This window comes from Bacillus sp. FSL W7-1346 (genome assembly GCF_038593335.1).
Taxonomy (GTDB): domain Bacteria; phylum Bacillota; class Bacilli; order Bacillales; family Bacillaceae; genus Bacillus; species Bacillus altitudinis.
Genome location: NZ_CP151988.1, coordinates 2,677,486 through 2,699,345, shown reverse-complemented (window position 1 = coordinate 2,699,345; position 21,860 = coordinate 2,677,486). Strand labels below are relative to the sequence as shown.

General features: G+C 41.4%; 21 protein-coding genes. 12 read left to right on the top strand and 9 right to left on the bottom strand.

All coding sequences use genetic code 11. The features are described 5' to 3' along the window. Nucleotides 1–12 precede the first annotated feature (12 nt). Nucleotides 13–1,512, top strand: a complete 1,500-nt coding sequence (locus tag NST09_RS13880) for an extracellular solute-binding protein (protein ID WP_052320997.1) — start codon at nt 13–15, stop codon at nt 1,510–1,512. Nucleotides 1,513–1,556: 44 nt separating this feature from the next. On the opposite strand, the gene NST09_RS13875 is transcribed toward NST09_RS13880, so the two are convergent. Together NST09_RS13875 and NST09_RS13870 are read right to left on the bottom strand one after the other, a co-directional pair. Next, the gene (locus NST09_RS13875) at nt 1,557–2,396 is read right to left on the bottom strand and encodes an aldo/keto reductase (RefSeq protein WP_342493061.1); all 840 of its coding nucleotides are present in this window, start codon (nt 2,394–2,396) and stop codon (nt 1,557–1,559) included. 13 nt (nt 2,397–2,409) lie between these two features. Further along, entirely contained in the window at nt 2,410–3,597 is a 1,188-nt protein-coding gene (locus NST09_RS13870; protein WP_050827584.1) for an MFS transporter, read from the bottom strand. A 154-nt stretch (nt 3,598–3,751) separates the two neighbouring features. Between NST09_RS13870 and NST09_RS13865 the strand changes: the two genes are divergently transcribed. Further along, nucleotides 3,752–4,123, top strand: a complete 372-nt coding sequence (locus tag NST09_RS13865) for a helix-turn-helix domain-containing protein (RefSeq protein ID WP_008343017.1) — start codon at nt 3,752–3,754, stop codon at nt 4,121–4,123. Nucleotides 4,124–4,158: 35 nt separating this feature from the next. On the opposite strand, the gene NST09_RS13860 is transcribed toward NST09_RS13865, so the two are convergent. Continuing rightward, nucleotides 4,159–6,459: a helix-turn-helix domain-containing protein gene (locus NST09_RS13860; RefSeq protein WP_342493060.1), complete on the bottom strand. Its 2,301-nt coding sequence runs from the start codon at nt 6,457–6,459 to the stop codon at nt 4,159–4,161. Between the two features lie 232 nt (nt 6,460–6,691). Between NST09_RS13860 and NST09_RS13855 the strand changes: the two genes are divergently transcribed. The 7 genes from NST09_RS13855 (at nt 6,692) to NST09_RS13825 (ending at nt 11,974) form a co-directional block, all read left to right on the top strand. Further along, complete coding sequence (locus NST09_RS13855) at nt 6,692–7,657, top strand: sugar ABC transporter permease (protein WP_008343019.1); 966 nt, start codon at nt 6,692–6,694, stop codon at nt 7,655–7,657. Between the two features lie 18 nt (nt 7,658–7,675). Then, the gene (locus NST09_RS13850) at nt 7,676–8,788 is read left to right on the top strand and encodes a glycoside hydrolase family 105 protein (protein WP_039168377.1); all 1,113 of its coding nucleotides are present in this window, start codon (nt 7,676–7,678) and stop codon (nt 8,786–8,788) included. Continuing rightward, a complete protein-coding gene (locus NST09_RS13845; protein WP_052320999.1) occupies nt 8,785–9,309 on the top strand; it encodes a hypothetical protein in 525 nt (174 codons plus the stop codon). The genes NST09_RS13850 and NST09_RS13845 overlap by 4 nt, the downstream gene beginning before the upstream one ends. A gap of 17 nt (nt 9,310–9,326) precedes the next feature. Next, the gene (locus NST09_RS13840; protein ID WP_045034175.1) at nt 9,327–10,616 is read left to right on the top strand and encodes a Gfo/Idh/MocA family oxidoreductase; all 1,290 of its coding nucleotides are present in this window, start codon (nt 9,327–9,329) and stop codon (nt 10,614–10,616) included. A 24-nt stretch (nt 10,617–10,640) separates the two neighbouring features. Further along, on the top strand, nt 10,641–11,324 hold the full coding sequence (locus NST09_RS13835; RefSeq protein WP_046527550.1) for a YesL family protein: 684 nt from the start codon (nt 10,641–10,643) through the stop codon (nt 11,322–11,324). A gap of 54 nt (nt 11,325–11,378) precedes the next feature. Further along, nucleotides 11,379–11,690: a rhodanese-like domain-containing protein gene (locus tag NST09_RS13830; protein WP_017358336.1), complete on the top strand. Its 312-nt coding sequence runs from the start codon at nt 11,379–11,381 to the stop codon at nt 11,688–11,690. A gap of 101 nt (nt 11,691–11,791) precedes the next feature. Continuing rightward, complete coding sequence (locus NST09_RS13825; RefSeq protein WP_003217582.1) at nt 11,792–11,974, top strand: sporulation protein Cse60; 183 nt, start codon at nt 11,792–11,794, stop codon at nt 11,972–11,974. A gap of 31 nt (nt 11,975–12,005) precedes the next feature. Here NST09_RS13825 and NST09_RS13820 read toward each other — a convergent pair whose 3' ends face one another. From NST09_RS13820 to NST09_RS13805, 4 genes are all read right to left on the bottom strand, one after another. After that, complete coding sequence (locus NST09_RS13820; protein WP_017358334.1) at nt 12,006–12,530, bottom strand: CbrC family protein; 525 nt, start codon at nt 12,528–12,530, stop codon at nt 12,006–12,008. Nucleotides 12,531–12,663: 133 nt separating this feature from the next. After that, complete coding sequence (locus tag NST09_RS13815) at nt 12,664–14,196, bottom strand: BCCT family transporter (RefSeq protein WP_048002544.1); 1,533 nt, start codon at nt 14,194–14,196, stop codon at nt 12,664–12,666. Between the two features lie 140 nt (nt 14,197–14,336). Next, complete coding sequence (locus NST09_RS13810; RefSeq protein WP_008343027.1) at nt 14,337–14,534, bottom strand: hypothetical protein; 198 nt, start codon at nt 14,532–14,534, stop codon at nt 14,337–14,339. Next, nucleotides 14,531–15,802: an NAD(P)/FAD-dependent oxidoreductase gene (locus NST09_RS13805; RefSeq protein WP_217816476.1), complete on the bottom strand. Its 1,272-nt coding sequence runs from the start codon at nt 15,800–15,802 to the stop codon at nt 14,531–14,533. Before NST09_RS13805 ends, NST09_RS13810 begins: the two co-directional genes overlap by 4 nt. A gap of 175 nt (nt 15,803–15,977) precedes the next feature. On the opposite strand from NST09_RS13805, the gene NST09_RS13800 reads away from it, so the two are divergent. Continuing rightward, complete coding sequence (locus NST09_RS13800) at nt 15,978–17,600, top strand: polysaccharide biosynthesis protein (protein ID WP_342493059.1); 1,623 nt, start codon at nt 15,978–15,980, stop codon at nt 17,598–17,600. Between the two features lie 16 nt (nt 17,601–17,616). Then, nucleotides 17,617–18,333 (top strand): pseudouridine synthase, encoded by a 717-nt coding sequence (locus NST09_RS13795; protein WP_041093418.1) that lies wholly within the window; start codon nt 17,617–17,619, stop codon nt 18,331–18,333. A gap of 121 nt (nt 18,334–18,454) precedes the next feature. Here the strand turns inward: NST09_RS13795 and NST09_RS13790 are convergent, their stop codons facing one another. Together NST09_RS13790 and NST09_RS13785 are read right to left on the bottom strand one after the other, a co-directional pair. After that, entirely contained in the window at nt 18,455–18,676 is a 222-nt protein-coding gene (locus tag NST09_RS13790; protein WP_008356419.1) for a DeoR family transcriptional regulator, read from the bottom strand. A 369-nt stretch (nt 18,677–19,045) separates the two neighbouring features. After that, nucleotides 19,046–20,344 (bottom strand): NCS2 family permease, encoded by a 1,299-nt coding sequence (locus NST09_RS13785; protein ID WP_046526516.1) that lies wholly within the window; start codon nt 20,342–20,344, stop codon nt 19,046–19,048. A 94-nt stretch (nt 20,345–20,438) separates the two neighbouring features. Here NST09_RS13785 and pepV point away from each other — a divergent pair, with 94 nt between their 5' ends. Further along, nucleotides 20,439–21,839 carry a dipeptidase PepV gene (gene pepV, locus NST09_RS13780; RefSeq protein WP_144680021.1) on the top strand — a complete coding sequence of 467 codons (1,401 nt, stop codon included), beginning with the start codon at nt 20,439–20,441 and terminating at the stop codon, nt 21,837–21,839. The last annotated feature ends 21 nt before the right edge of the window (nt 21,840–21,860 follow it).

Genomic DNA, 21,860 nt, shown 5'->3' with positions numbered 1-21,860 from the left:
CGGAGGGATCTTATGGGGAGAAAGAAATTATGGCTGATTGCCTTTGTTTTGTTATTTGCCGCAAGCGGTATTCTGTCAGCTTGTTCAAGTAAAGGGGCAAGCTCATCAGATGAAAAGGTTGATTTAGACAAAAAGGTGAAGCTGTCATGGATGGCGATTTTGTATCATCAGCAGCCGCCAAAAGATTCAGTGTTAGAAGAGATTGAGAAGCTTACAAATACAGAGCTTGATATTACGTGGGTGCCTGATGCGGTGAAAGAAGACCGTTTAAATTCAGCACTTGCCGCAGGGAACCTCCCGCAAATTGTGACGATTCAAGACATTAAGAATTCATCTGCTATCAATGCGTTCAGATCAGGCATGTTCTGGGAAATCGGTCCATACTTAAAGGATTATCCAAATTTAAGTAAGATGAACGAACTGATTAATAAAAATGCCTCTATCGATGGGAAGCTTTATGGCATTTATAGAGAGAGACCACTTTCAAGACAAGGGATTGTCATTCGAAAGGATTGGCTTGAAAATTTAAATTTGGATACACCAAAAACGCTAGAAGACCTTTATGAAGTAGCCAAGGCATTTACTGAAAAAGATCCGAACAAAAATGGCAAGGACGATACGATTGGTTTTACAGACCGTAACGATTTGATTTACGGTGCATTTAAAACGCTTGGTTCTTATGAAGGCATGCCAACAGATTGGAAAGAAGAAAACGGCAAATTTACGCCAGACTTTATGACGGATGAGTATATGAATACAATGAAATATATGAAAAAGCTGCGTGACAATGGTTATATAAACAAAGACTTCCCAGTCACAAGCAAAACGCAGCAGCAAGAATTGTTCTCACAAGGAAAAGCGGGTATCTATGTAGGAAATATGGTAGATGCAGTGAACTTAAGAGATGATGCAACAGATAAAAACATGGAAGTGGATATTATCAACCGAATCAAAGGCCCAGATGGAAAAGAACGTGTATGGGCATCAGGCGGCCATAATGGCATCTTCGCCTTCCCAAAAACAAGCGTCAAATCAGAAGCAGAGTTAAAGAGAATTTTGGCTTTCTTTGACCGAATTGCAGAAGAAGACGTGTATGGTCTCATGACATACGGGATTGATGGAAAGCATTATAACAAACAAGATGGAAATACATTTGTGAGGGAAGAAAGCCAAGTGAAAAGCTGGCAGACAGATGTACAGCCGCTTGTCAGCCTCGTAGGGATTGATAAACGTTACTTGAAAAATAAAGGCGATGCAGTTCGTACAAAATATGAAGAGCTGGAAGAAGACAATAAAAACATCATTGTCGCTAACCCTGCTGAAAGCCTGTATTCAGAAACAGCATCAGAGCGAGGAAATGAATTGAAGAAAATCATCGATGATGCGACCTATAAGTTCATTCTTGGTGATATTAACGAAGAACAATTTAAGAAAGATGTAGAGAAGTGGAAATCAAATGGTGGAAATAAAATCATAGAAGAATATGAAGCTTCCTTTAAAAAATCAAAATGATGAACATGAAGACCCCCGCTTAGTAAAAAGCGGGGGTGTTTTCATTAAAAATTGAAGTTGTCTGGATCAGGACCAATTCGTTTATTTTCATTTAAGTCAGAGAGGCGCTTCATATCCTCATCAGATAGGACAAAATCAAAAATATCGGCATTTTCTTTTAAACGATGGGCTTTCGTTGATTTAGGAATCGTAATGACGCCTTTTTGCACATCCCAGCGCAAAATAATTTGAGCAGGTGTTTTGCTGTATGTGCCTGCAAGCTCCATGATCAGCGGGTGATGCAGCAGCTCTCCCTGCATAAGTGGTGACCAGGCTTCCATTTGGATGCCATGTGTTTTCAAATACGTAAACAGCCTTTCCTGCGTGAGTTTTGGATGAAACTCGACTTGATTAATTGCTGGAATGATGTCCGCATCTTTCAATAATTCGTCTAGATGATGCGGCTGAAAGTTACTCACACCGATGGCTCTGACTTTTCCTTCACGGTATAGCGTTTCAAGTGCGCGCCATGCTTCCTTGTATTTCCCTTCAACTGGCCAGTGAATTAAATACAGATCAAGGTAATCAAGCTGAAGTTTTTTCAGGCTGTCTTCGTATGCTTTTAGTGTCGCTTCATATCCTAAATCGGCATTCCACACTTTGGATGTCACAAAGATGTCTTCGCGGCGAAGGCCTGTTTCTGCTAGACCAAGTTGTATGCCTCGTCCAACACCTTCTTCATTGCCGTAAATAGAAGCTGTATCAATACTGCGATATCCTAATTGAATGGCTGTTTTAACAGCTTCAATTAATTCCGTTCCCTCTTCAACCTGAAAGACCCCAAGACCAAATCCTGGCATGCGGACCCCGTTGTTTAATGTTTTTGTACTTTGTAAATTGTTCATATGAAAGACTCCTTTACATGGTTTGTTTGTATTCTTTTTGTTCGATTTGATGACTCACGATTGTGAGTAAGGCAGCCATGAGCACCATGATGCCGCCAACCCAGCCGGTATGCACAAGCCCAAGGGTATCTGTCACGATGCCGCCTAAAAATGAACCAATGGCGATACCTGCATTAAAGGCAGCGATATTCAGAGCGGAAGCAACGTCGACAGCTCCAGGTGTATACCTTTCTGCAAAATCAACGACGGCAACTTGAAGGCCGGGGACATTCATGAAAGCAAACAGTCCCATCAGCATCACAGTTCCAATCCCGACTGCCATAAATCCAGCAGTAAAGCTAAGGATAAACAAGATGAGACTTTGAATGATAAACATATAAATCAGTGCCTTCATTGGCTGTTTATTCGCTGCTTTTCCGCCAATGACATTCCCAGCGGCGATGGTCATTCCGTATAACAGCAGGATCAATGCAACTGTTCCAGGCGCAAGACCTGTCACATGCTGCAAGAGAGGGGATAAATAGGTGAAGACGACAAAAGTTCCTCCATACCCAGTAGCAGTAATGACAAATAAAAGCAACATTCTTTTCGACTTTAATAAGGCTGCTTGATCCTTAAACGTTGTTTTCACGCCCTGTTTCAATTGAGACGGAACAAGGAAATAGTTAGAAATCAGTGCGATTAGGCCAATCATAACAATCACACCAAATGACGTCCGCCAGCCGAGCTCATGACCAAGAAACGTACCGAATGGCACACCTGTCACAGTAGCGACTGTTAAACCAGTGAACATAAAGGCAATAGCGCTTGCCCGCTTTTCTTTCACCACAAGGCTTGCGGCAATGGTCGAGCCAATCGACATAAATACGCCATGTGATAGGGCTGAAATCACTCGTCCGATTAAGAGTACAGAAAAAGTCGGGGCAATCGTGGCGAGTGTATTTCCGATCAAAAAGACGAGCATAATGAGCAGAAGCAATGTCTTTTTTTTCATCGTTGACGTAAGTGAGGTTAGAATTGGTGCGCCAAAGGTAACACCGAGCGCATATAAAGAAACAGTCCAGCCGGCCTGACTGACACTCACGCCAAAGTCTTCTGAGATCATCGGCAGAAGACCTACAGAGATAAATTCAGTTGTACCTATAGCAAATGCACTAATCGCTAGTGCGAGAAGGGCAAAGTGATTTTGTTTGTTTTGCATCGTGATTCACATCCTTCTTTCATGACATTTTAATAGACGAAGCCGATCGGCAAGAGTTATTATCTAACATAGATGACAGAAAAAAAAGTACGTACTTTTTTGTAATATAGGTACTAAAAAGTGCCTGTTCAGCATCAAAAGGAGTGAAGAGACGTTGGAAAAGAAGAAATATAATATCTCTGTGGAAGCAACGCTTGAAGTGATCGGCGGGAAATGGAAGTGTGTCATTTTATGTCATTTAACACATGGGAAAAAGCGGACGAGTGAACTGAAGCGCCTCATGCCAAATATCACGCAAAAAATGCTCACACAGCAGCTGCGAGAGCTTGAAAATGACGGTGTGATTAACCGCATTGTGTATGAACAAGTGCCGCCTAAAGTGGAGTATGAATTAAGTGAATACGGACAGTCACTTGAGCGAATTTTGAATGCGTTATGTGATTGGGGGGCAGCCCATATTGAACGAGTGTATGGCGAGCCGCTTTCAGTGCTGGAAGACAGTATCCTAAATGAACAGTTTAAATAAAAAAGTCCCGCTTCTTGTGAGAGCGGGACTTTGCTTTATGTGCCTTTTTTCTGATCACGGTATTTCCCAGGTGTCGTGCCTTCCAGCTTTTTGAAGGAGCGGATGAAATTTTGCGGATTTTTGTATTTTAGCTTTTCCGAAATTTCTTTCACCGACATATCCGTCTCCACCAACCAGTTTTTGGCGACATGATGTCTGTAAGACGAGAGATATTCACTAAAGGAGATATCCATTTCTTTTCTAAAAATACTACTTAAATAATTTGGATTATAGTGCAGGCGTGTAGCGATTTCGTCCAAGGTCAGATCTGAGTCAAATTCTTGATGAATGATATGAATGATTTTCTCTGAGATATTTTTATATTGAGAGTCTTCACGTGCGCCGAGCTGATCAATGATGGGTCGAATGATCTCATGTTTCAGCCACGCTTCTGTATCTTCAAACGTTTTAAACTCAAAGATCGTATCATAGAGCATTTTATTATCTTCGACTTCAAACAATTCAATGCCTAGCAAATGCATCAGCTCGATGAGATTGTTTAAAAAACGAGCGAGAGCAATCTGGTACTCATGTGGTCCAGCATTTTTAGAAAAAATGGATTGCAGAAGCACATGTAAATAGTGATCTGCCTTGCCTTGATCGCCTGCTTTAATGGCATCAAATAAATCATGCTGCAGCTGTTTTGGGAAATGAGTCTTAAACGTCTTTCCTTGCTGAATGTGCTCGTATAAAAGAATGGATTTTTTCTCTGCCTTGAGCCTATATTTTAAGGCTTCTTTTCCCTCAATATAAGCATGTTTGGCCATAGAGAGCTCTTTAAATGAGCGACTGATCCCAATGCTGATCGACAAGCCCAGCTCTTCCTCAATCCGCAGCTGAATTGTTTCGGCTAATTGATTTAAATATTCAGTAAATTCCTCTTCTGACTTCGATTGATTGAGAACAATCGTCGTTTGATGCTGATTGACAACGGTCGGCTGAAGGTGCTCCTCTAGCGGAATAATCTGCTCAATCAGTCCATTTATCGCAAATAAAAGCAAGTCTGCATCCTTTTTTTCATAAGGCGTTCCTTTTAGTGTATCGATTTGGGTCACAAGCATGGACAAATGGGACCAGTCACGAGGAAAGCCTAGACTTTGAAATCGGTTGTGAATCTCTTCTTCCGTCAGCTTGCCAAGCAGCAGCCGCACCATAAAGTATTGCTGTAAGTGTGTCACTTGCTGCTCAATCCGTTCCTCTAGATCATTGTTTTGATCTTTCATTTGTTTAATGCTCGATTCGATAAGCTCAAATTCATTTTGGAAAGGCTGTTTATGCAAAAACGACTCATTACGTGCAAAGGATTCGTATAATAAGCGAATCGGTTTATAAAAGTGTCTAGAGCCAAACCATGAAAATAATAATGAAAGCGCTAACAAAATGAAGCAAATAATAAAGGTGATCCACCCGATTGATTTCGTTTGCTGCTTTAGTTCTGGAATGGAGACAAAGGATAAGTATGTCCATTCGTTATAATCTGATTTTTGAAACGTAATTTGATAGTTTAGTTCATCGATTTTCATATCAAATTGTCCGGATCGTTCTTCAAGTGACAGGACATGTTTGACGAAATCTTGATTTTTTAACGAGTCACCAATTTGTTCTTTTCGATTATGTAGCAGTACTTTTCCGTTTGTATCAATGACAAACATACTATCAGATTGAGAGAAGTCAGGCATGTTGTCAGCAATCACGCAGCTTGGAATGCTGGCGACGGCGATCCCCTTTTTTTGGACACTATTCATCGGAAGCTGCTTGATTAAATTCACATTGTATTTGCAAAAGGATGTCTTTCCTTCTTTTGTTGAGACAAGTGGATTATTTTCTTCAAGTGCCCAGCTGGAATGACTCGGAATATTGAGGTAAGAGGTTAACGCTTTCTCTTGATCCCCGTTTGAGACATGATAAAGACCAGAATTGTTCATATACCAATCTTCCATTTTACTAACAAGTGTAATATTGGAGAGATCGGTGTCGAAGGTTTGCAGGTAATTCAGTTCTTGCTGGACTTGATTATAAAGTTGGAATTGGTCTGGATTTAAAGGTTCTGCCAGTGTTTGAAGGAGAGGCGGCGAACTGACATAGTGAGTGAGAGAATGATCTACTGTCTTTAGAATATGCTCAATATTGGATTGCGTTTGTTTGACGCTGTCCAGCTTTTCATTTGAAATATTTTCGAGTGCAGTTTTTTGCGAATGCTGATAAGAAAAAATACCGACAATAATAACAGGAATCGTACTAAGCACGAAAAAAAACGTCACCAGCTTGTAATAAAATTTATACTGCTTTCTTTTCATAAAACCCCCCATTTCAAACGAAACAATCTTTTCCCCCTTAGTTTATTAATCCAAAAATCTGGTAGGTTTGTCAATAATCATTTTCTGAGATTAGGATCATTTTCTTATGTTTTATGTAACGTTTTGAGTAGCTTCCCCTGAGTAAATATGATCTGATGATATGATTGTAGACGGATTTTTCATCCTTAAGATACAGTTAACACATGCATCAGCATGAGGGGAGGCTTTATCTGTGAAAACACAGGATGTCACTGCCAAGGGTGTGCCTGCGGCAGCTTTGAAAAAAGAAAAGAGAAAGCGCTTACTTAACCAATTACTTAGTCAAAAATTTCTGTATTTAATGATTTTGCCAGGGCTCCTTTATTTTCTTGTCTTTAAATATGTCCCTATGTGGGGGCTGATCATTGCCTTTCAAGATTACCAGCCGTTTCTCGGGATTCTTGGCAGTGAGTGGGTTGGCTTCAAACACTTTATTCGATTATTTACAGAACCAACATTTTTCATCTTATTAAAAAATACGCTCATTTTATTTGCCATGAATGTCGTGATTTTCTTTCCGATTCCGATCTTATTAGCCCTTCTTTTAAACGAGGTCAGATTGGCACTGTTTAAGAAATTTGTTCAGACGATGATTTATATTCCTCACTTCATGTCATGGGTGATTGTCGTGTCCTTATCTTTTGTTTTGTTAACGGTAGATGGCGGGTTAATCAATGAATTGATTGCTTTCTTCGGAGGAGAAAAGATTAACTTCCTTCTTAGTCAAGAATGGTTTAGACCCATGTACATTTTGCAGGTAATCTGGAGAGAAGCGGGTTGGTCAACCATTATTTATCTTGCAGCGATTACAGCAGTAGATCCGCAGCTATATGAAGCAGCAAAAATGGATGGAGCCGGCAGACTCAGACAAATGTGGCACATCACCCTTCCTGCGATTAAAAGTGTCATTGTTGTACTGCTCATTTTAAAAATTGGTGATACATTAGAGCTTGGATTTGAGCATGTCTATTTATTACTCAATGCGACCAACAGGGAAGTTGCAGAGATTTTTGATACGTATGTGTATACAGCTGGTCTGAAGCAAGGACAATTCAGCTATAGTACCGCTGTTGGTTTATTTAAAGCAGCCGTTGGACTTATTTTGGTCATGATGGCAAACCGTTTAGCGAAGAAGTTTGGAGAAGAAGGGATTTATTAAAAGGGGAGATGATGACCAATGACATTATCGATTGAAAAGGGATCACCGCTTGAGCATGCAGAGAAATTAGCACAAACAATAATGAAAGCGTATACACCGATTGAACTTCCGCCAGCTGGAAGGTGGCACTATCATCAAGGGGTTTTCCTTTGCGGAGTGATGAAGCTTTACGAAGCAACAGAAAACGAGGCGTACTTTGATTATGTGAAAAATTATGCTGACTCACTCATTGATGACCATGGGAATCTGTTATTCCGCAGAGACGAGCTTGATGCCATTCAAGCAGGGCTCATTTTATTCCCGTTGATTGAAAGAACGGGAGAGAAGCGGTATGTGAAGGCAGCAGAAAAGCTTCGGGGGCTTTATCGGACGCTGAATCGCACGTCTGAGGGCGGTTTCTGGCATAAAGACAATTATGCTTATCAAATGTGGCTAGATGGTCTTTATATGGGTGGACCTTTTGCTTTAAAGTATGCCCAGTTGACAGGAGAATCGGAGCTGGTGGACATGGTCATCCATCAAGAGCATCTCATGAGAAAGCATACCAAAGATGAAAAAACGGGCCTTTACTATCACGCATGGGATGAGCGGAAAGTGATGCCATGGGCTGATCAACAGACGGGCTGTTCCCCAGAATTTTGGGCAAGATCCTTTGGCTGGTATGTCCTTGCGTTAGCCGATATGATCGAAGATTTACCAGAAGGACATGAAGGACGAAAAGTGTGGAAGGACACACTGACAGATATGCTGGAAAGTGTGGCAAAATATCAGGACGACGAAACGGGTCTATGGCATCAAATCATTGATAAAGGAAGTCATAGCGACAACTGGCTTGAAAGCTCAGGGTCATGTCTATTCATATATGCGATGGCAAAAGCCATGAATGAAGGATATGTCAGTCTTCGATATGTTGATCATGTGGTCAAAGCGTATCAAGGGTTGATTCAGTATAAAACGGAGGAAAAAGACAACGGCGATTTTACAGTGAACGATATTTGTATTGGAACATCTGCGGGTTTTTATGATTATTACGTTGGCAGAGAGCGGAGCACGAATGATTTGCATGGAGCAGGCGCTTTTATTATGGCGTTAACTGAACTAGAAAAGCTGTCTGTGTTTCAAAAGGTATGAGGCGGCATCAAAGGGCTGCGGCATGGCTCCTCAGCTTCATCGCTGCCTTTTATTTGTCCGCCTGTCAGGGGAAAACAGAGGGGATTGATGTCCTTATTTTTTCTGACATGTCAAAAGCAATGAAAGACCAATTAGTGGAGAAAGCTTTTCAACCAAATCAGGAGACATACGACGTTCACATCTTCCCTGCAATTCCTGAAAAACTTCTTGTTGAAATAACTGCAAAAGAGGGGGACGTGATGTTTGTCCCGGAAGAAATGTTTAGAACATATGATGATCCTGAAAGCTTTCAGCTGCTTGAAGAGATGCGGGTAGATGGCGAAGGGGAAGGACCATATACGGTGGAAGATGCAAAGACGGGAAATACAGTCGATTATGCGGTCCAAATCAAGAAAGGAACAAAGCAGCTAAATGGCTATACCTTTCGATTACACCGAGATATGGTCGCCTTCATACCTGTGTATGCGGAGAAATCTAAAGAGGCACTGTCTCTCATGAAGCAGCTTCGTGAAAACCAATAGAAAAAGGGGTGGGGAATGTGAAAAGGGTCGCCGTTTGCGGGCTCAGTCACCGTGCTTTCAATATGTTTATCAAACCGCTCACCGAGGATTTCAATGAGCATTACAGGATTACAGGGCTCCTAGATGTAGATGAGAAGCGGTATACACTTTGTCAGGAGCGTTTTCCATCACTAAGGGGCGTCTCATTTTTTCATGAGGATGCATTTGGTCAGATGGTGAAGGAAGCAAGACCAGATATCGTCATTGTGGCGGGGCGAGATGATACACATGTCACATATATCCTGCAGGCACTGGATCATGATCTGGATGTCATAACGGAAAAGCCGATGGTCACAACAGCAAAAGATGCCAAACAGGTGATGGAAAAAGAGGCAGAAAGCAAAGGGAAGGTCACCGTCACCTTTAATTATCGCTACAATCCATTCCACCGAAAGATAAAAGAGCTTATTTTAGATGGAAAGATTGGAAGGGTCACGTCTGTTGAGTTAAGCTGGCTCATTGATACGTATCACGGAGCCAGTTATTTTAAAAGGTGGAACCGCTCGCGTCAATATTCAGGCGGTCTGTCTATTCATAAATCGACCCATCACTTTGACTTGGTCAACTGGTGGATTGATCAAAAGCCGAAGCAAGTATTTGCCTATGGCGCACTGAATTATTATGGGGATGAAAGTCCTTGGAATCCTTTGCAGGGTGAAGAGAATCGATATTGTGGAACCTGTCATGTAAGAGATACCTGTCATTATGAAGCAAGGTGGAATCCGCGGGTAGAGCGCACAAAGGTGGAGGATGACCATATTGAATCAGGTGAGCAGCAGTCAAAGCAATACTCAAATTATCGCCCGGATGCCTGTATTTTTGATCAAGAAATTGATATTGAGGATACATACGTGGCGTCAGTGGCTTATGATCAGGGGGCTTTGTTAAGTTACTCGATTCAATTTTCAGCGCCATATGAAGGCTACCGGCTTGCGATTAACGGGACGAAGGGACGGATTGAAACAAATGAGTTTCATGTGCCATCGAGAATCCCTTTTCAATTCCCTGAACAGACAATTGCATACTACCCGATGTTTGGTGGAAAAGAAACGATTGAAGTTGTGAAGCAATCAGGTGGTCATGGAGGTGGAGATCCGCTATTATTAGCAGATTTATTTTTAGGAAAAGATCCGCTCATTCCTTATGACATTTCAGCAGGAGCAGAGGCGGGTGCTTATTCCATTGCACTTGGCGAAGGCATGTGGCGCTCAGTTGCAGAAAAACGCCCGATTGAAATAGAAGAATTGTTTCAAAAAGAGACGGTGTAACGAGAAAGAGAGGAGGGACGAGAGATGGATCATGATGGATCAATGAGCAGAATGCTGCGTATGTGTGAGTGGGTGATGAGACTCGCCTATACGAATTTGTTATGGCTTTTGTTCACTTTACTTGGGCTTGGAATCTTTGGCTTCATGCCTGCAACAACAGCGTTATTTTCTGTGATGAGAAAGTGGATACAAGGGCATGAGCAAGTCAGCGTCTTTCAAACCTTTTGGAAAGTATACCGCGAAGAATTTGTACGCTCTAATGTCATTGGAGTGGTGCTGGTCACCATCGGGACGATTATTTATGTAGACCTTGCTTATATTTATCCAACGAGTTGGTTTTTACACGTGCTTCGCTTTGCGATCTATATCTTTGGTTTTCTGTTTATTGTCAGCTTGTTTTATATCTTTCCGCTGCTGGCTCATTATGATTGGAAAAAGCGTCTTTATTTGAAATTTTCCCTTCTGCTTGGCATCTCGTATTTGCAATATACGCTCTCTATGCTCGTTTTCTCGGCTATTCTCTTTATCCTATTTGCTTATTTGCCAGGGATCGTGCCGTTTTTTAGCATCAGCATTCTCGCATATGGCCACATGTGGCTAGCCTATCAAGTGTTTAAAAAGATAGAGTTTGAAAGCGAACAGCCGGCAGTTGATGTGAAGAAACGATTCCCGTCTTTCCTTCAATCCAAGCGGGTGAATACGCAGTGACGTGTATGATTTGCTATAATGGTGTCACCGTGATTAAAAGGAGAGATGAGAGTCGTGTCTGTAAAAGAAATTTCAATAGAAGAATTAAAGCAAAAGCTAGAGCAAGAAGAAGCCATTCAGCTCGTCGATGTGCGTGAGGATGAAGAGGTAGCAGAAGGCATGATTCCAGAGGCAGTCCATATTCGAATGGGCGATATTCCTGAGAAGCTGGATGCGTTTGATAAGACGCAAGAGTATTATATTATTTGCCGTTCTGGTAAACGCAGTGAGAATGTCTGCTATTTCTTAGAAGACCAAGGCTATCAAGCAACCAATGTCGTTGGCGGCATGCTTGCATGGACAGGAGAAACAAAACCGAAGCTGTAAAAAGAAGTCCTTTCATCGACAAGATGGAAGGCTTTTTTTGTTCATATGTCCGTCTCTATTTGCATAAAAATAGAGTAGCAAGAGAAGGGAGAGTGACATATGTGCTGAAGGTAGCTGTATTTGATGAAGAACACGAGAAAGATTTGCAAAGCGAAATCAATCTTTTTTTAAAAGGAATGGACGACGACCAAATTATTGACATCAAATACAATGTGGCGGTGATCTGTGAGCAAGGAGGAGAGCAGCTCTACTGTTTTTCAGCGCTCATTTTATATAAAAAATAAAAGGACCTGCTGAAGGGTCCTTTTGCCATGATCAACTAGCGTCAATATGTAAACGATGCTTTTTGCAGTGAACGCATTGAAAGAGATAGCCTTGCAAGTCTCCTCCGTTCACGAGCCATTGTTTCAAGTTCTCTTTTGTGAAATGTCCACCACTGCAAATCTCTTCAATATCCTCTGAGAGTTCTTCCTCTAAATGCTCAATTTCTTTCCAACCAACATACTGCACAATCGCGCAAAAATCCCCGCAATGGCTTAACCAATATTCCTGCTGCCATCCGCGGTAACCCGGCGTTCTGTAGATCAGTTCATCTATATATTCTTCATGATCGACGTCATCACAACTCACATCGTCTTGAAACATTCCATTATATGTTTGAGCAGCTGATCCATCTTTAATGCACCAAGGACAAATGCCAGAAACGTCTTCAACAGAATAAAAAGGACCATGATATACATAATCTCGTTCTTTCTCACAAACGGGGCATATCGTCTGCTCTTTTTTAATCACATGTAATGAAACTGGGTCTGGGTTGTACTTGAACGTAGGTAACGTCATATAAACCTCCATTATGTAGAAAAGTGATGATTCAACACTATTTTATCGGAATACGCGATGTCATGACAATCTTCAATTATTTCAACGAGAAAAAAAGCCGTTCGGATGAGGAACGACTTTTCTCTTGTGATGATTATGCTTTTTTTACTCTTGGACTTCTTGGTTTATTGTACTTATTTGCTTGTTTAATCGCTCTTCGTTCTTCATTTAATGATTTGTACAGGGATACAATCATTAAAATGATGACAACAGAGAACGGTAAAGCAGCAAGTTTGGCTGTGTTTTGCAAGGCCTGAAGACCGCCTGAAAATAAGAGCACTGCCGCAACTGCTGACTGGATAATACCCCAGCTGATCTTTACACTATTGGATGGATTTAATGATCCATAGGTTGTCTGCATTCCGAGAACGAATGTAGCTGAGTCTGCTGATGTGATAAAGAATACCGCAATTAAAATAAGAGCTAGAATCGATGTGATCATTGCCAGCGGATATTCATTTAGTACACCAAAAAGCATGGTTTCCGTAGAAAGGCCTGCAACATCGACAATATTCTTTTGCTGTAAGTCCATCGCAGAAACACCGAAAATAGAGAACCAAAGAAATACAAGGATAGATGGAGCAACTAACACACCAACTAAAAACTCTCGAATGGTTCGTCCACGTGATACACGTGCAATAAAGATCCCGACAAATGGTGCCCAAGAGATCCACCATGCCCAATAAAAGATCGTCCATCCGTTAATCCATTCTCTCTTTTCAGGGTCATTTGGAGATAAGCGAAAGCTCATTTGAACGATGTTGGATAAGTATTGTCCAATAGAGTCAGTAAATGAATTTAAAATATAAACTGTTGGACCTACCAAAAGTAAGAAAAACATCAGAACAGCTGCTAATACCATGTTGATATTACTTAAATATTTAATCCCTTTACCAATACCGCTAAGAGCAGATGCAAGGAAGAGCACCGTCACAATGATGATAATAATCAATTGTGTGCTAAAGGCATTTGGAATGTTAAATAGATAATCCAATCCGCCATTGATTTGTGCTGCGCCTAATCCTAAGCTCGTTGCAACACCAACAACTGTCGCAAACACAGCAATACAATCGATGGTTTTTCCGATCCATCCGTGCGTTTTATCTCCTAAAACTGGCTGCAGTGTTGCACTGATTAAGCCAGGCGCATCTTTTCTAAATTTAAAGTATGCAATGCAAAGCGCAACAATGGCATAGATCGCCCATGCATGAAGTCCCCAGTGGAAAAAAGTATAGCGAAGGGAATCACGGAAGGCTTGTGCAGTTTCAGTGTCACCCGTTGGTGATTGAATCGCATAATGACTGATCGGTTCAGCTGCTCCGTAAAAAACAAGCCCAATACCCATTCCAGCACTAAATAGCATGGCAAACCAAGAAAAAAGACCAAATTCAGGCTCTTCACCTGGCTTTCCTAACGTAATTTTTCCGATAGGGCTAAAGATAAAGAATAGACAAAAGCCGACTAGAAGCGATACGACTAATAAATAATACCAGCCAAAGTCATTTGTAATGTATGTTTGAATTTGATCTGTCACATTTTGCAGTGATTCTGGAGAAAAGGCTCCCCATAGAACGGCAATAAATGTGATTGCAATCACAATCCAAAATACACTTGATACGTTTTTCACACCATCTCACTCTCCTGTTGTTCTACACGTTTAAGCAGAGGATTTTGTTTAATATCCCCTGTCTCAACTATTTTCAAACAAAAAGAGGCGAGTTTCTCACTCGACCTCTATTTTACCGTAACATGTTTTGCTTCCATTTATCAACCATCGATATGTGAAGATGACTTTTCTTCAATTCGTTTGCGCAGACGGTAGACATATTCTTTTAAACAAACAGCGAAAATCGTAAACGCTAAAATAATGGCGATTTTTAACGGGGTAATGGACAGCTTCATAAAGAAAGCGGCTGTCAAACTAATGACAACTGCAAGGACAATCGGAAGTGCACGTCTAATCATTGAGATCTCTCCTTTACTTCTAGTGCGGCATTCATGCCAGCTAACCTGCCTGTCACAAGTGCTGACGTAATATTGTAACCGCCTGTGTAACCGTGAATATCTAAAATTTCTCCGCAGAAATAAAGACCGGCCATTTTTTTGGATGCCATTTTCTTCGGTTCAATTTCTTTGACAGAAACGCCGCCTCCTGTAACAAAGGCTTTATCTAAAGAAAGCGTCCCATTTGCATGGACGATGAAATGTTTACAATCATGCGCAAAAGCGCGCAGTTTCTCTTTAGCGAGACCAGAAAATGTCTCCTGCGGATCAATGCCATTTCGTTCTAAAAGGAACAATAAATAGCGCTCTTGCATCCAAGATTTCAGGACATTTTTAATGGCTTTTTTTGGTTCATCTTTTAAATCACGATGAAGTTTTTGGAAAAGCTCCTCGTCATTGAGCTTTGGGTATAAGTCAATTTGAAGACGGACGGCCGGTTGCTTTTTCAGTTCCTTCACAACAAATCCGCTGCATCTCAGAACGGCAGGACCTGATAAGCCAAAGTGTGTAAAGATCATATCCATGACATGAGTGACGACGGGTTTTCCTTTTTTATTTAAAACACTCACAGCCACACTTCTTAATGAAAGACCTTGAAGCACTTTGTCCTTAATAAAACGCTCGTCTGACGTGACGGGTACTTCTGTTGGGAAGAGCTCTGTAATGGTATGGCCAGCGGCTTCTGCCCATGCATAGCCATCGCCAGTAGAGCCTGTATGCGGCACACTTTTCCCGCCAACAGCAATGACAACGGCATGACTTGAAATTTTTTCATCATTATTTGTAACAATTCCAGCTGCTTGTCCGTCTTGATACAGAACGGTTTTAATCTTTTCATTCGTTCGAATGGTCACATTGAGCACGCGGAGCCTATCTAATAGGGCATCCACAACAGATTGTGCTTTGTTTGAGACAGGGAACATACGTCCATGGTCTTCTTCTTTTAGTTCAATACCTAGATTTTCAAAGAACGAAATAATATCCTCGTTATTGAACTCAGAAAATGCACTATATAGAAAACGTCCGTTTCCGGGAATATGCTTGATGATTTCTTCTACTGGAAGGCGATTGGTCACATTGCAGCGTCCACCGCCAGAAATGGCGAGCTTTCTGCCAAGTTTGTTTCCTTTGTCAATTAACAGAACCGATGCACCGTGTTCTGCCGATGCAATCGCGGCCATCAGTCCAGAAGGTCCACCGCCAATGACAATGACATCATAATGTTTCATGTTACATTCCTCTTTCTACTTTCAGTCATTTCTCTATTATAACGAAGATTGGGGAAGGCTGAAATATGAATTGATTGGTTTTGTGACTTCTGTATTGGATTTGTTACCTGTGCGATGAAATGATGTGTTAAAATAGTTAAGTTGAATATTCATTAGAAAAATGGTGGTTAAGCGCATGTCTAATAAACTGCTTCGTGGTACGTTGGTTTTAACGATAGGGACTTATCTCTCTCGTATTCTTGGTATGATTTACTTAATTCCATTTAGCGCAATGGTCGGAGCGACTGGTGGTGCGCTATTCCAATATGGATACAATCAGTATACGATCTTTTTAAGTATTGCTACGCTTGGTTTTCCAACAGCGGTATCGAAATTCGTCTCTAAATATAATGCAATCGGCGATTATGAGACAACAAGAAAAATGTTCAGGGCGGGTATGTCGGTCATGCTTGTCACCGGTATTATCGCCTTTTCTATTTTATATTTGACCGCACCGATCTTTGCCAAGATTCAGCTTGGAGGATCGAATGAAACGGGCGGTTTGACGGTCGATCAAGTGGTTTATGTGATTCGGATGGTCAGTTTGGGTCTATTGGTTGTACCCATTATGAGTCTTGTGCGAGGGTTTTTCCAAGGGCACTCGATGATGGGCCCGACAGCTGTTTCCCAAGTCATCGAACAACTTGTCAGAATCATCTTCCTATTAACAGCGACGTTTATCATTTTAAAAGTGCTTGACGGCGGTCTTGTTATTGCGGTTGGTTATGCCACATTTGCCGCACTCATTGGTGCGTTTGGCGGTCTATTTACGCTTTATTTATATTGGCTGAAGCGGAAAGATCGGCTTTTGGCAATGCAGCCGAATACAGGGGGCTATTCTGGATTATCTTATAAGCAAATGTTTACAGAGCTGTTCAGTTATGCAGCACCCTATGTGTTTGTTGGACTTGCCATTCCGATTTATTCTTATATTGATACAAATACAATTAACAGAGCGATGATTGCATCAGGACATCAGGATATTAGTACAGCGGTTCTGTCTATTGTGACGTTATATTTACCGAAGCTTGTCATGATTCCTGTGTCACTTGCAACTGCATTTGGTTTAACATTGATTCCAACCATTACGGAATCCTTTACAGCACGTAATTACAAGCTGTTGAATCGGCAAATTGATCAAACGATGCAGGTCATTCTATTCTTCGTTCTGCCTGCTTCATTTGGTATCTCGGCATTGGCTGGACCAGTTTATTGGTTTTTCTATCCGTCTGTGCACCCTGAGATTGGGACTTCTATTTTGTTTTGGTATGCACCTGTTGCGTTACTGTTTTCTTTATTCACCATTAACGCAGCGATTTTACAAGGGATTAACAAACAAAAATTTGCGATCGTCAGTCTTTTGTTAGGGATCATCATTAAAACGGTTCTCAATATCCCACTGATTAGCTGGCTGCAAGGAAACGGTTCTGTGCTTGCAACGGCATTAGGCTACAGTGCCTCGATTTTGTATATGTTCATCATGATCAAGCGCCATGCAGGCTATTCGTTCCGCAGGATTTTCAAACGGTTTATTTTAATTGGTATTTTAACGGCAATCATGGCTGTAGTGGCTTATGTGACATGTCAGCTTGTGAGTCAAGTCATTTCATATGAAGGCGGAATCATACAAGCGGGTATTGTTATTTTGATTTCAATGATCACCGGCGGCGGTGTGTATATGTTCTTATCTTATAAAGTTGGATTGTTAGAGCGTGTACTTGGCAGCCGGATGCCATCATTTTTAAGAAAAAAGAGTTAAGAAGAGGTGGAGAAGCATGAGGCTTGATAAATTGCTGGCCAATACCGGCTTTGGTTCAAGGAAAGATGTAAAGAAGCTGGTCAAGGCCCGGGCTGTCACAGTGAATGGAGAAGTGGCGAAGCAGGTGAAAGATCATGTCGATCCAACAAATGATGAAGTGCTCGTGCATGGAGAGCGTGTAGAGTATAAAGAATTCATTTATCTCATGATGAACAAGCCAGACGGTGTCATTTCAGCAACGGAGGATCTGCGAGATGAGACGGTTGTTGATCTACTAGAGCCAGAGGATATTGCAAGGGAGCCATTCCCTGTGGGGAGACTGGATAAGGATACAGTCGGTCTCCTCCTCCTTACAAATGACGGCCAGCTTGCTCATCAATTGTTATCTCCGAAAAAGCACGTCCCGAAAACGTATGAAGTTCATCTAAAATACCCGCTTGGAGATCAAGACATCACTCGTCTAGAAGAGGGAGTTGTGATTTTAGACGACTACCGAACGAAGCCGGCGCAGGTTGAAGTAGATGCCAACCAAGAGGCAGATACACGAATCCGGTTAACGATTACTGAAGGGAAGTACCATCAAGTGAAGCTGATGGCACAAGCAGTGGGCAATGAAGTGATCTTTTTAAAACGGCTCTCGATGGGGGCTGTTTCATTAGACGAAGATTTGGCGCCCGGAGAATACCGTGAATTGACGGAGGAAGAGTTAGACAGCTTAATCAATCGTGATTAATATAGAGCAAATGAAAAGAAGATAAGGGGCTAAAATCAAGTTCATTTTAGCCCTTTGTCAACAAAATGAAAAGAACCGGCGACCGCCGGTTCTTTTTGTTATATGGAAGTTCATTATTCGCTTATGATGATATTTTTACTTTTTTTCTCGTTGTTTCCCATTTGCCTCTGCTTGGACTATGAACAAGATCGTTATAGGCAAGCACGTTTAAGTCTCTTTGGATGGTTCTAGGTGTGATCCCGAATTCATCAACCAGCTCTTGTGTCGTCACAAGACCTTTCTCTTGAATGAACATATAAACTGATTTTATTCGAGTCATCATACGGTTTGTTGAAGGTTTCAAAAAACCACTCCCTATCAATAAGATCGGATGGACTTGACTAACCACAACTTACTACACTAAAACTGCGACATAAGGACATGCAACAATGGTAAATGTTCGTGTTTCTTAATGTTTTATTCTATTATACACGTTATTATGCATCTAGTTCCACCAAAAAGTCAACTTTACGTGTTTTTAAACTTGTCTTCATGAATTGAAATATGTTATATATCATGATTTGAATCCGGTTACAACCCAATAAACACAAGGCGTATAAAGAAGTTTACCACTTAAGAAAGATCAAAAAATAAACACAGAAAATTTACAAAATAAAAAATCATTCATACAAAAAAGACACATTCAAATGAGAAATGTGTCTTTTTATTTTGGTTATCCTTCTAAGAAAAAGAGCTGCACGAAAAATAAGACGGCAAAAATGAGCACAAGAATATGCACTTCTTTCCATTTTCCTTTTGCCAGCTTCACAAGTGGATATGAAATAAATCCAAGTGAAATTCCTGTAGAGATACTAGATGTCAGCGGCATGGAAAGAATCACAAGAAAAGCAGGAAATGCTTCGTCAAGCTCATTCCAGCGAATACGTGACACTGAATTCATCATCAAACAGCCGACAATGATTAAGACAGGTGAAGTGATGGACGGCAAAGACGAAATGGCTTGAACGAGTGGACCAAAAAACAAGGCCACAATAAACAATGCAGCAACGGTTAAAGAGGTCAGCCCAGTTCTTCCGCCAGCAGCAACTCCTGATGAGGATTCAATGTAAGCTGTGGTTGGGCTTGTTCCAAACATTGAGCCAATTGTCGTCGCAGCAGAGTCAGCAAGTAAGGCTCTGCGTACTTTTGGGAGCTGACCATTTTTCATTAAACCTGCTTGTTCCGCAACCCCAATCATTGTTCCTGTTGTATCAAAAATCGTCACAAGTAAAAAGGAGAAGACAACAGCATACAAGTGATGGGAAAACACATCGCCAAACGCAGCGAATGGATTTGTAATCAGCATTCCTTCAGGCAGTGCTGGGGTATCCACTAGCACTTTAGGAAAATGAAGCTGACCTGTTACAAGTGCAATTAACGTGGTTGCTAACATGCCGATAAACAGCGCTCCGTTCACTTGAAGAACCATTAATATGACAGAAATCATTAAACCAACGAGTGTCAAAATGACAACAGGTGAGCTTAAATTGCCAAGCTTCACAAGGTTTTGTGGATCAGCAGTGATGATTCCAGACTGTCTTAGCCCAATGAATGCAATAAATAATCCGATACCTGCTGTAATCCCATACTTTAAATTATCTGGAATCGCCTCAATGAGTTGTTTTCTAAGGGATGTTAACGATAAAATGATAAAGAGTATTCCAGCAACAAATACCGCACTAAATGCTGTTTGATAGCTGAGACCCCCACCACCGACAACAGTGACGGTGAAATAGACATTCAGCCCCATACCTGGTGCAATGGCAATCGGATAGTTTGCAAAGAGTGCCATCCAAAGGGTACCGACAACAGCAGCGATAATGGTTGCAGTAAAAACTTGGTCAAAAGGAATGCCTGCATCTGAAAGGATTCCTGGATTGACGGCTACAATATATACCATCGTAAAGAATGTCGTCATACCAGCGAGTAATTCTTTCTTTATGTTGGTTTGGTTCTCTTTTAACTGAAACATAAAATCCTCCATTTACGAACATTATTACAAAACACTTAATATAATATTCGTTTTAAGGGTGGATTGCAACCTTTTTTCAAGGAGGAATGGAAAAATGAATTGGGAAGCAGAAGTCATACGAAAAAAAGACAATTTGATTCAGGATACACAATCTTTTTTACAAATTGAAAGTGTCTTGGATGAAGAAGGCGGCACAGCAGGAAAACCGTTCGGTGAAAAAGTGGATGAGGCTCTTCAGTATATGCTCAAAAAAGGGCAGGACGAGGGCTTCAAAGTGAAAAATGTTGATGGCTATGCCGGTCATATTGAATATGGAGAAGGCGAAGATATCGTCGGTGTGCTATGCCATGTGGATGTCGTGCCTGCGGGAGACGACTGGACAACCCCACCATTTTCAGCGGACATAAGAGAAAATAAAATCTTTGCAAGAGGAGCCATTGATGATAAAGGGCCGACCATGGCGGCGTTTTACGCATTGAAAATGTTAAAAGATGCCGGTCTACCGCTGTCGAAAAAGATTCGAATCATCATTGGCACAGATGAAGAAAGTGATTGGAGATGCGTCGATCACTATTTCAAGCATGAGGCGATGCCGCAAATCGGGTTTGCGCCAGATGCTGATTTTCCAATTATTCATGCTGAAAAAGGGATCATAGATGCCATCGTATCCTTTACATACGAACAATCAGAAGAAAACAAGCGTTACATCCTCAAGCAATTCACATCAGGCATGAGGCTTAATATGGTCCCAGATGAGGCTCGAGCGATTGTGGCAGCAGCAAATGATCACGATGCCGAAGCCTTAAAAACGGCTTTTGCAGCCTATCTTGCAGAAAATCAGCTAACCGGTGAGACAAACCATACAGCAGATGGACTGACATTCACATTAAAAGGTGTATCAGTTCATGCAATGGAGCCGGCGAATGGCACAAATGCGGGCATTCATATGGCGAATTTCTTATGTGCGCATGAATTAGATGAAAGAGGGCTCGCTTTTACATCACAAATAAATGCTTTATTTGATCAAGACACAAGAGGACAAAAACTCGGCATCGCTTGTAAGGATGATATTAGTGGTGACTTGACCTTGAATGTTGGCACAATCCGCTATTCGCAAAACGAAGAAGCGAAGCTTGGGCTGAATGTCCGCTATCCCGTAACAGCGGACGGTGAGGAAGTCAAAAAAGGGATTGAACGAATAAAAGGGGCAGCGATTGAGAAATTTGATGACAGTCCTCCTCACCACGTCTCAAAAGACCATCCACTTGTGAAAACATTACAGCGTGTCTACGAAGAACAAACAGGAGATCCTGCCCATCTTATTGCGATTGGGGGAGGAACGTATGCAAGGTCATTAGAAGCAGGCGTTGCCTTTGGCCCTCTATTCCCTGGAAGACCTGATTGCGCACACCAAAAGGATGAATATATCGAAATCGATGATTTACTACGAGCAACTGCGCTATATGCACAAGCCATGTATGAATTGGCGAAATAAAAAAGGAAAGAGAAGAGGGGA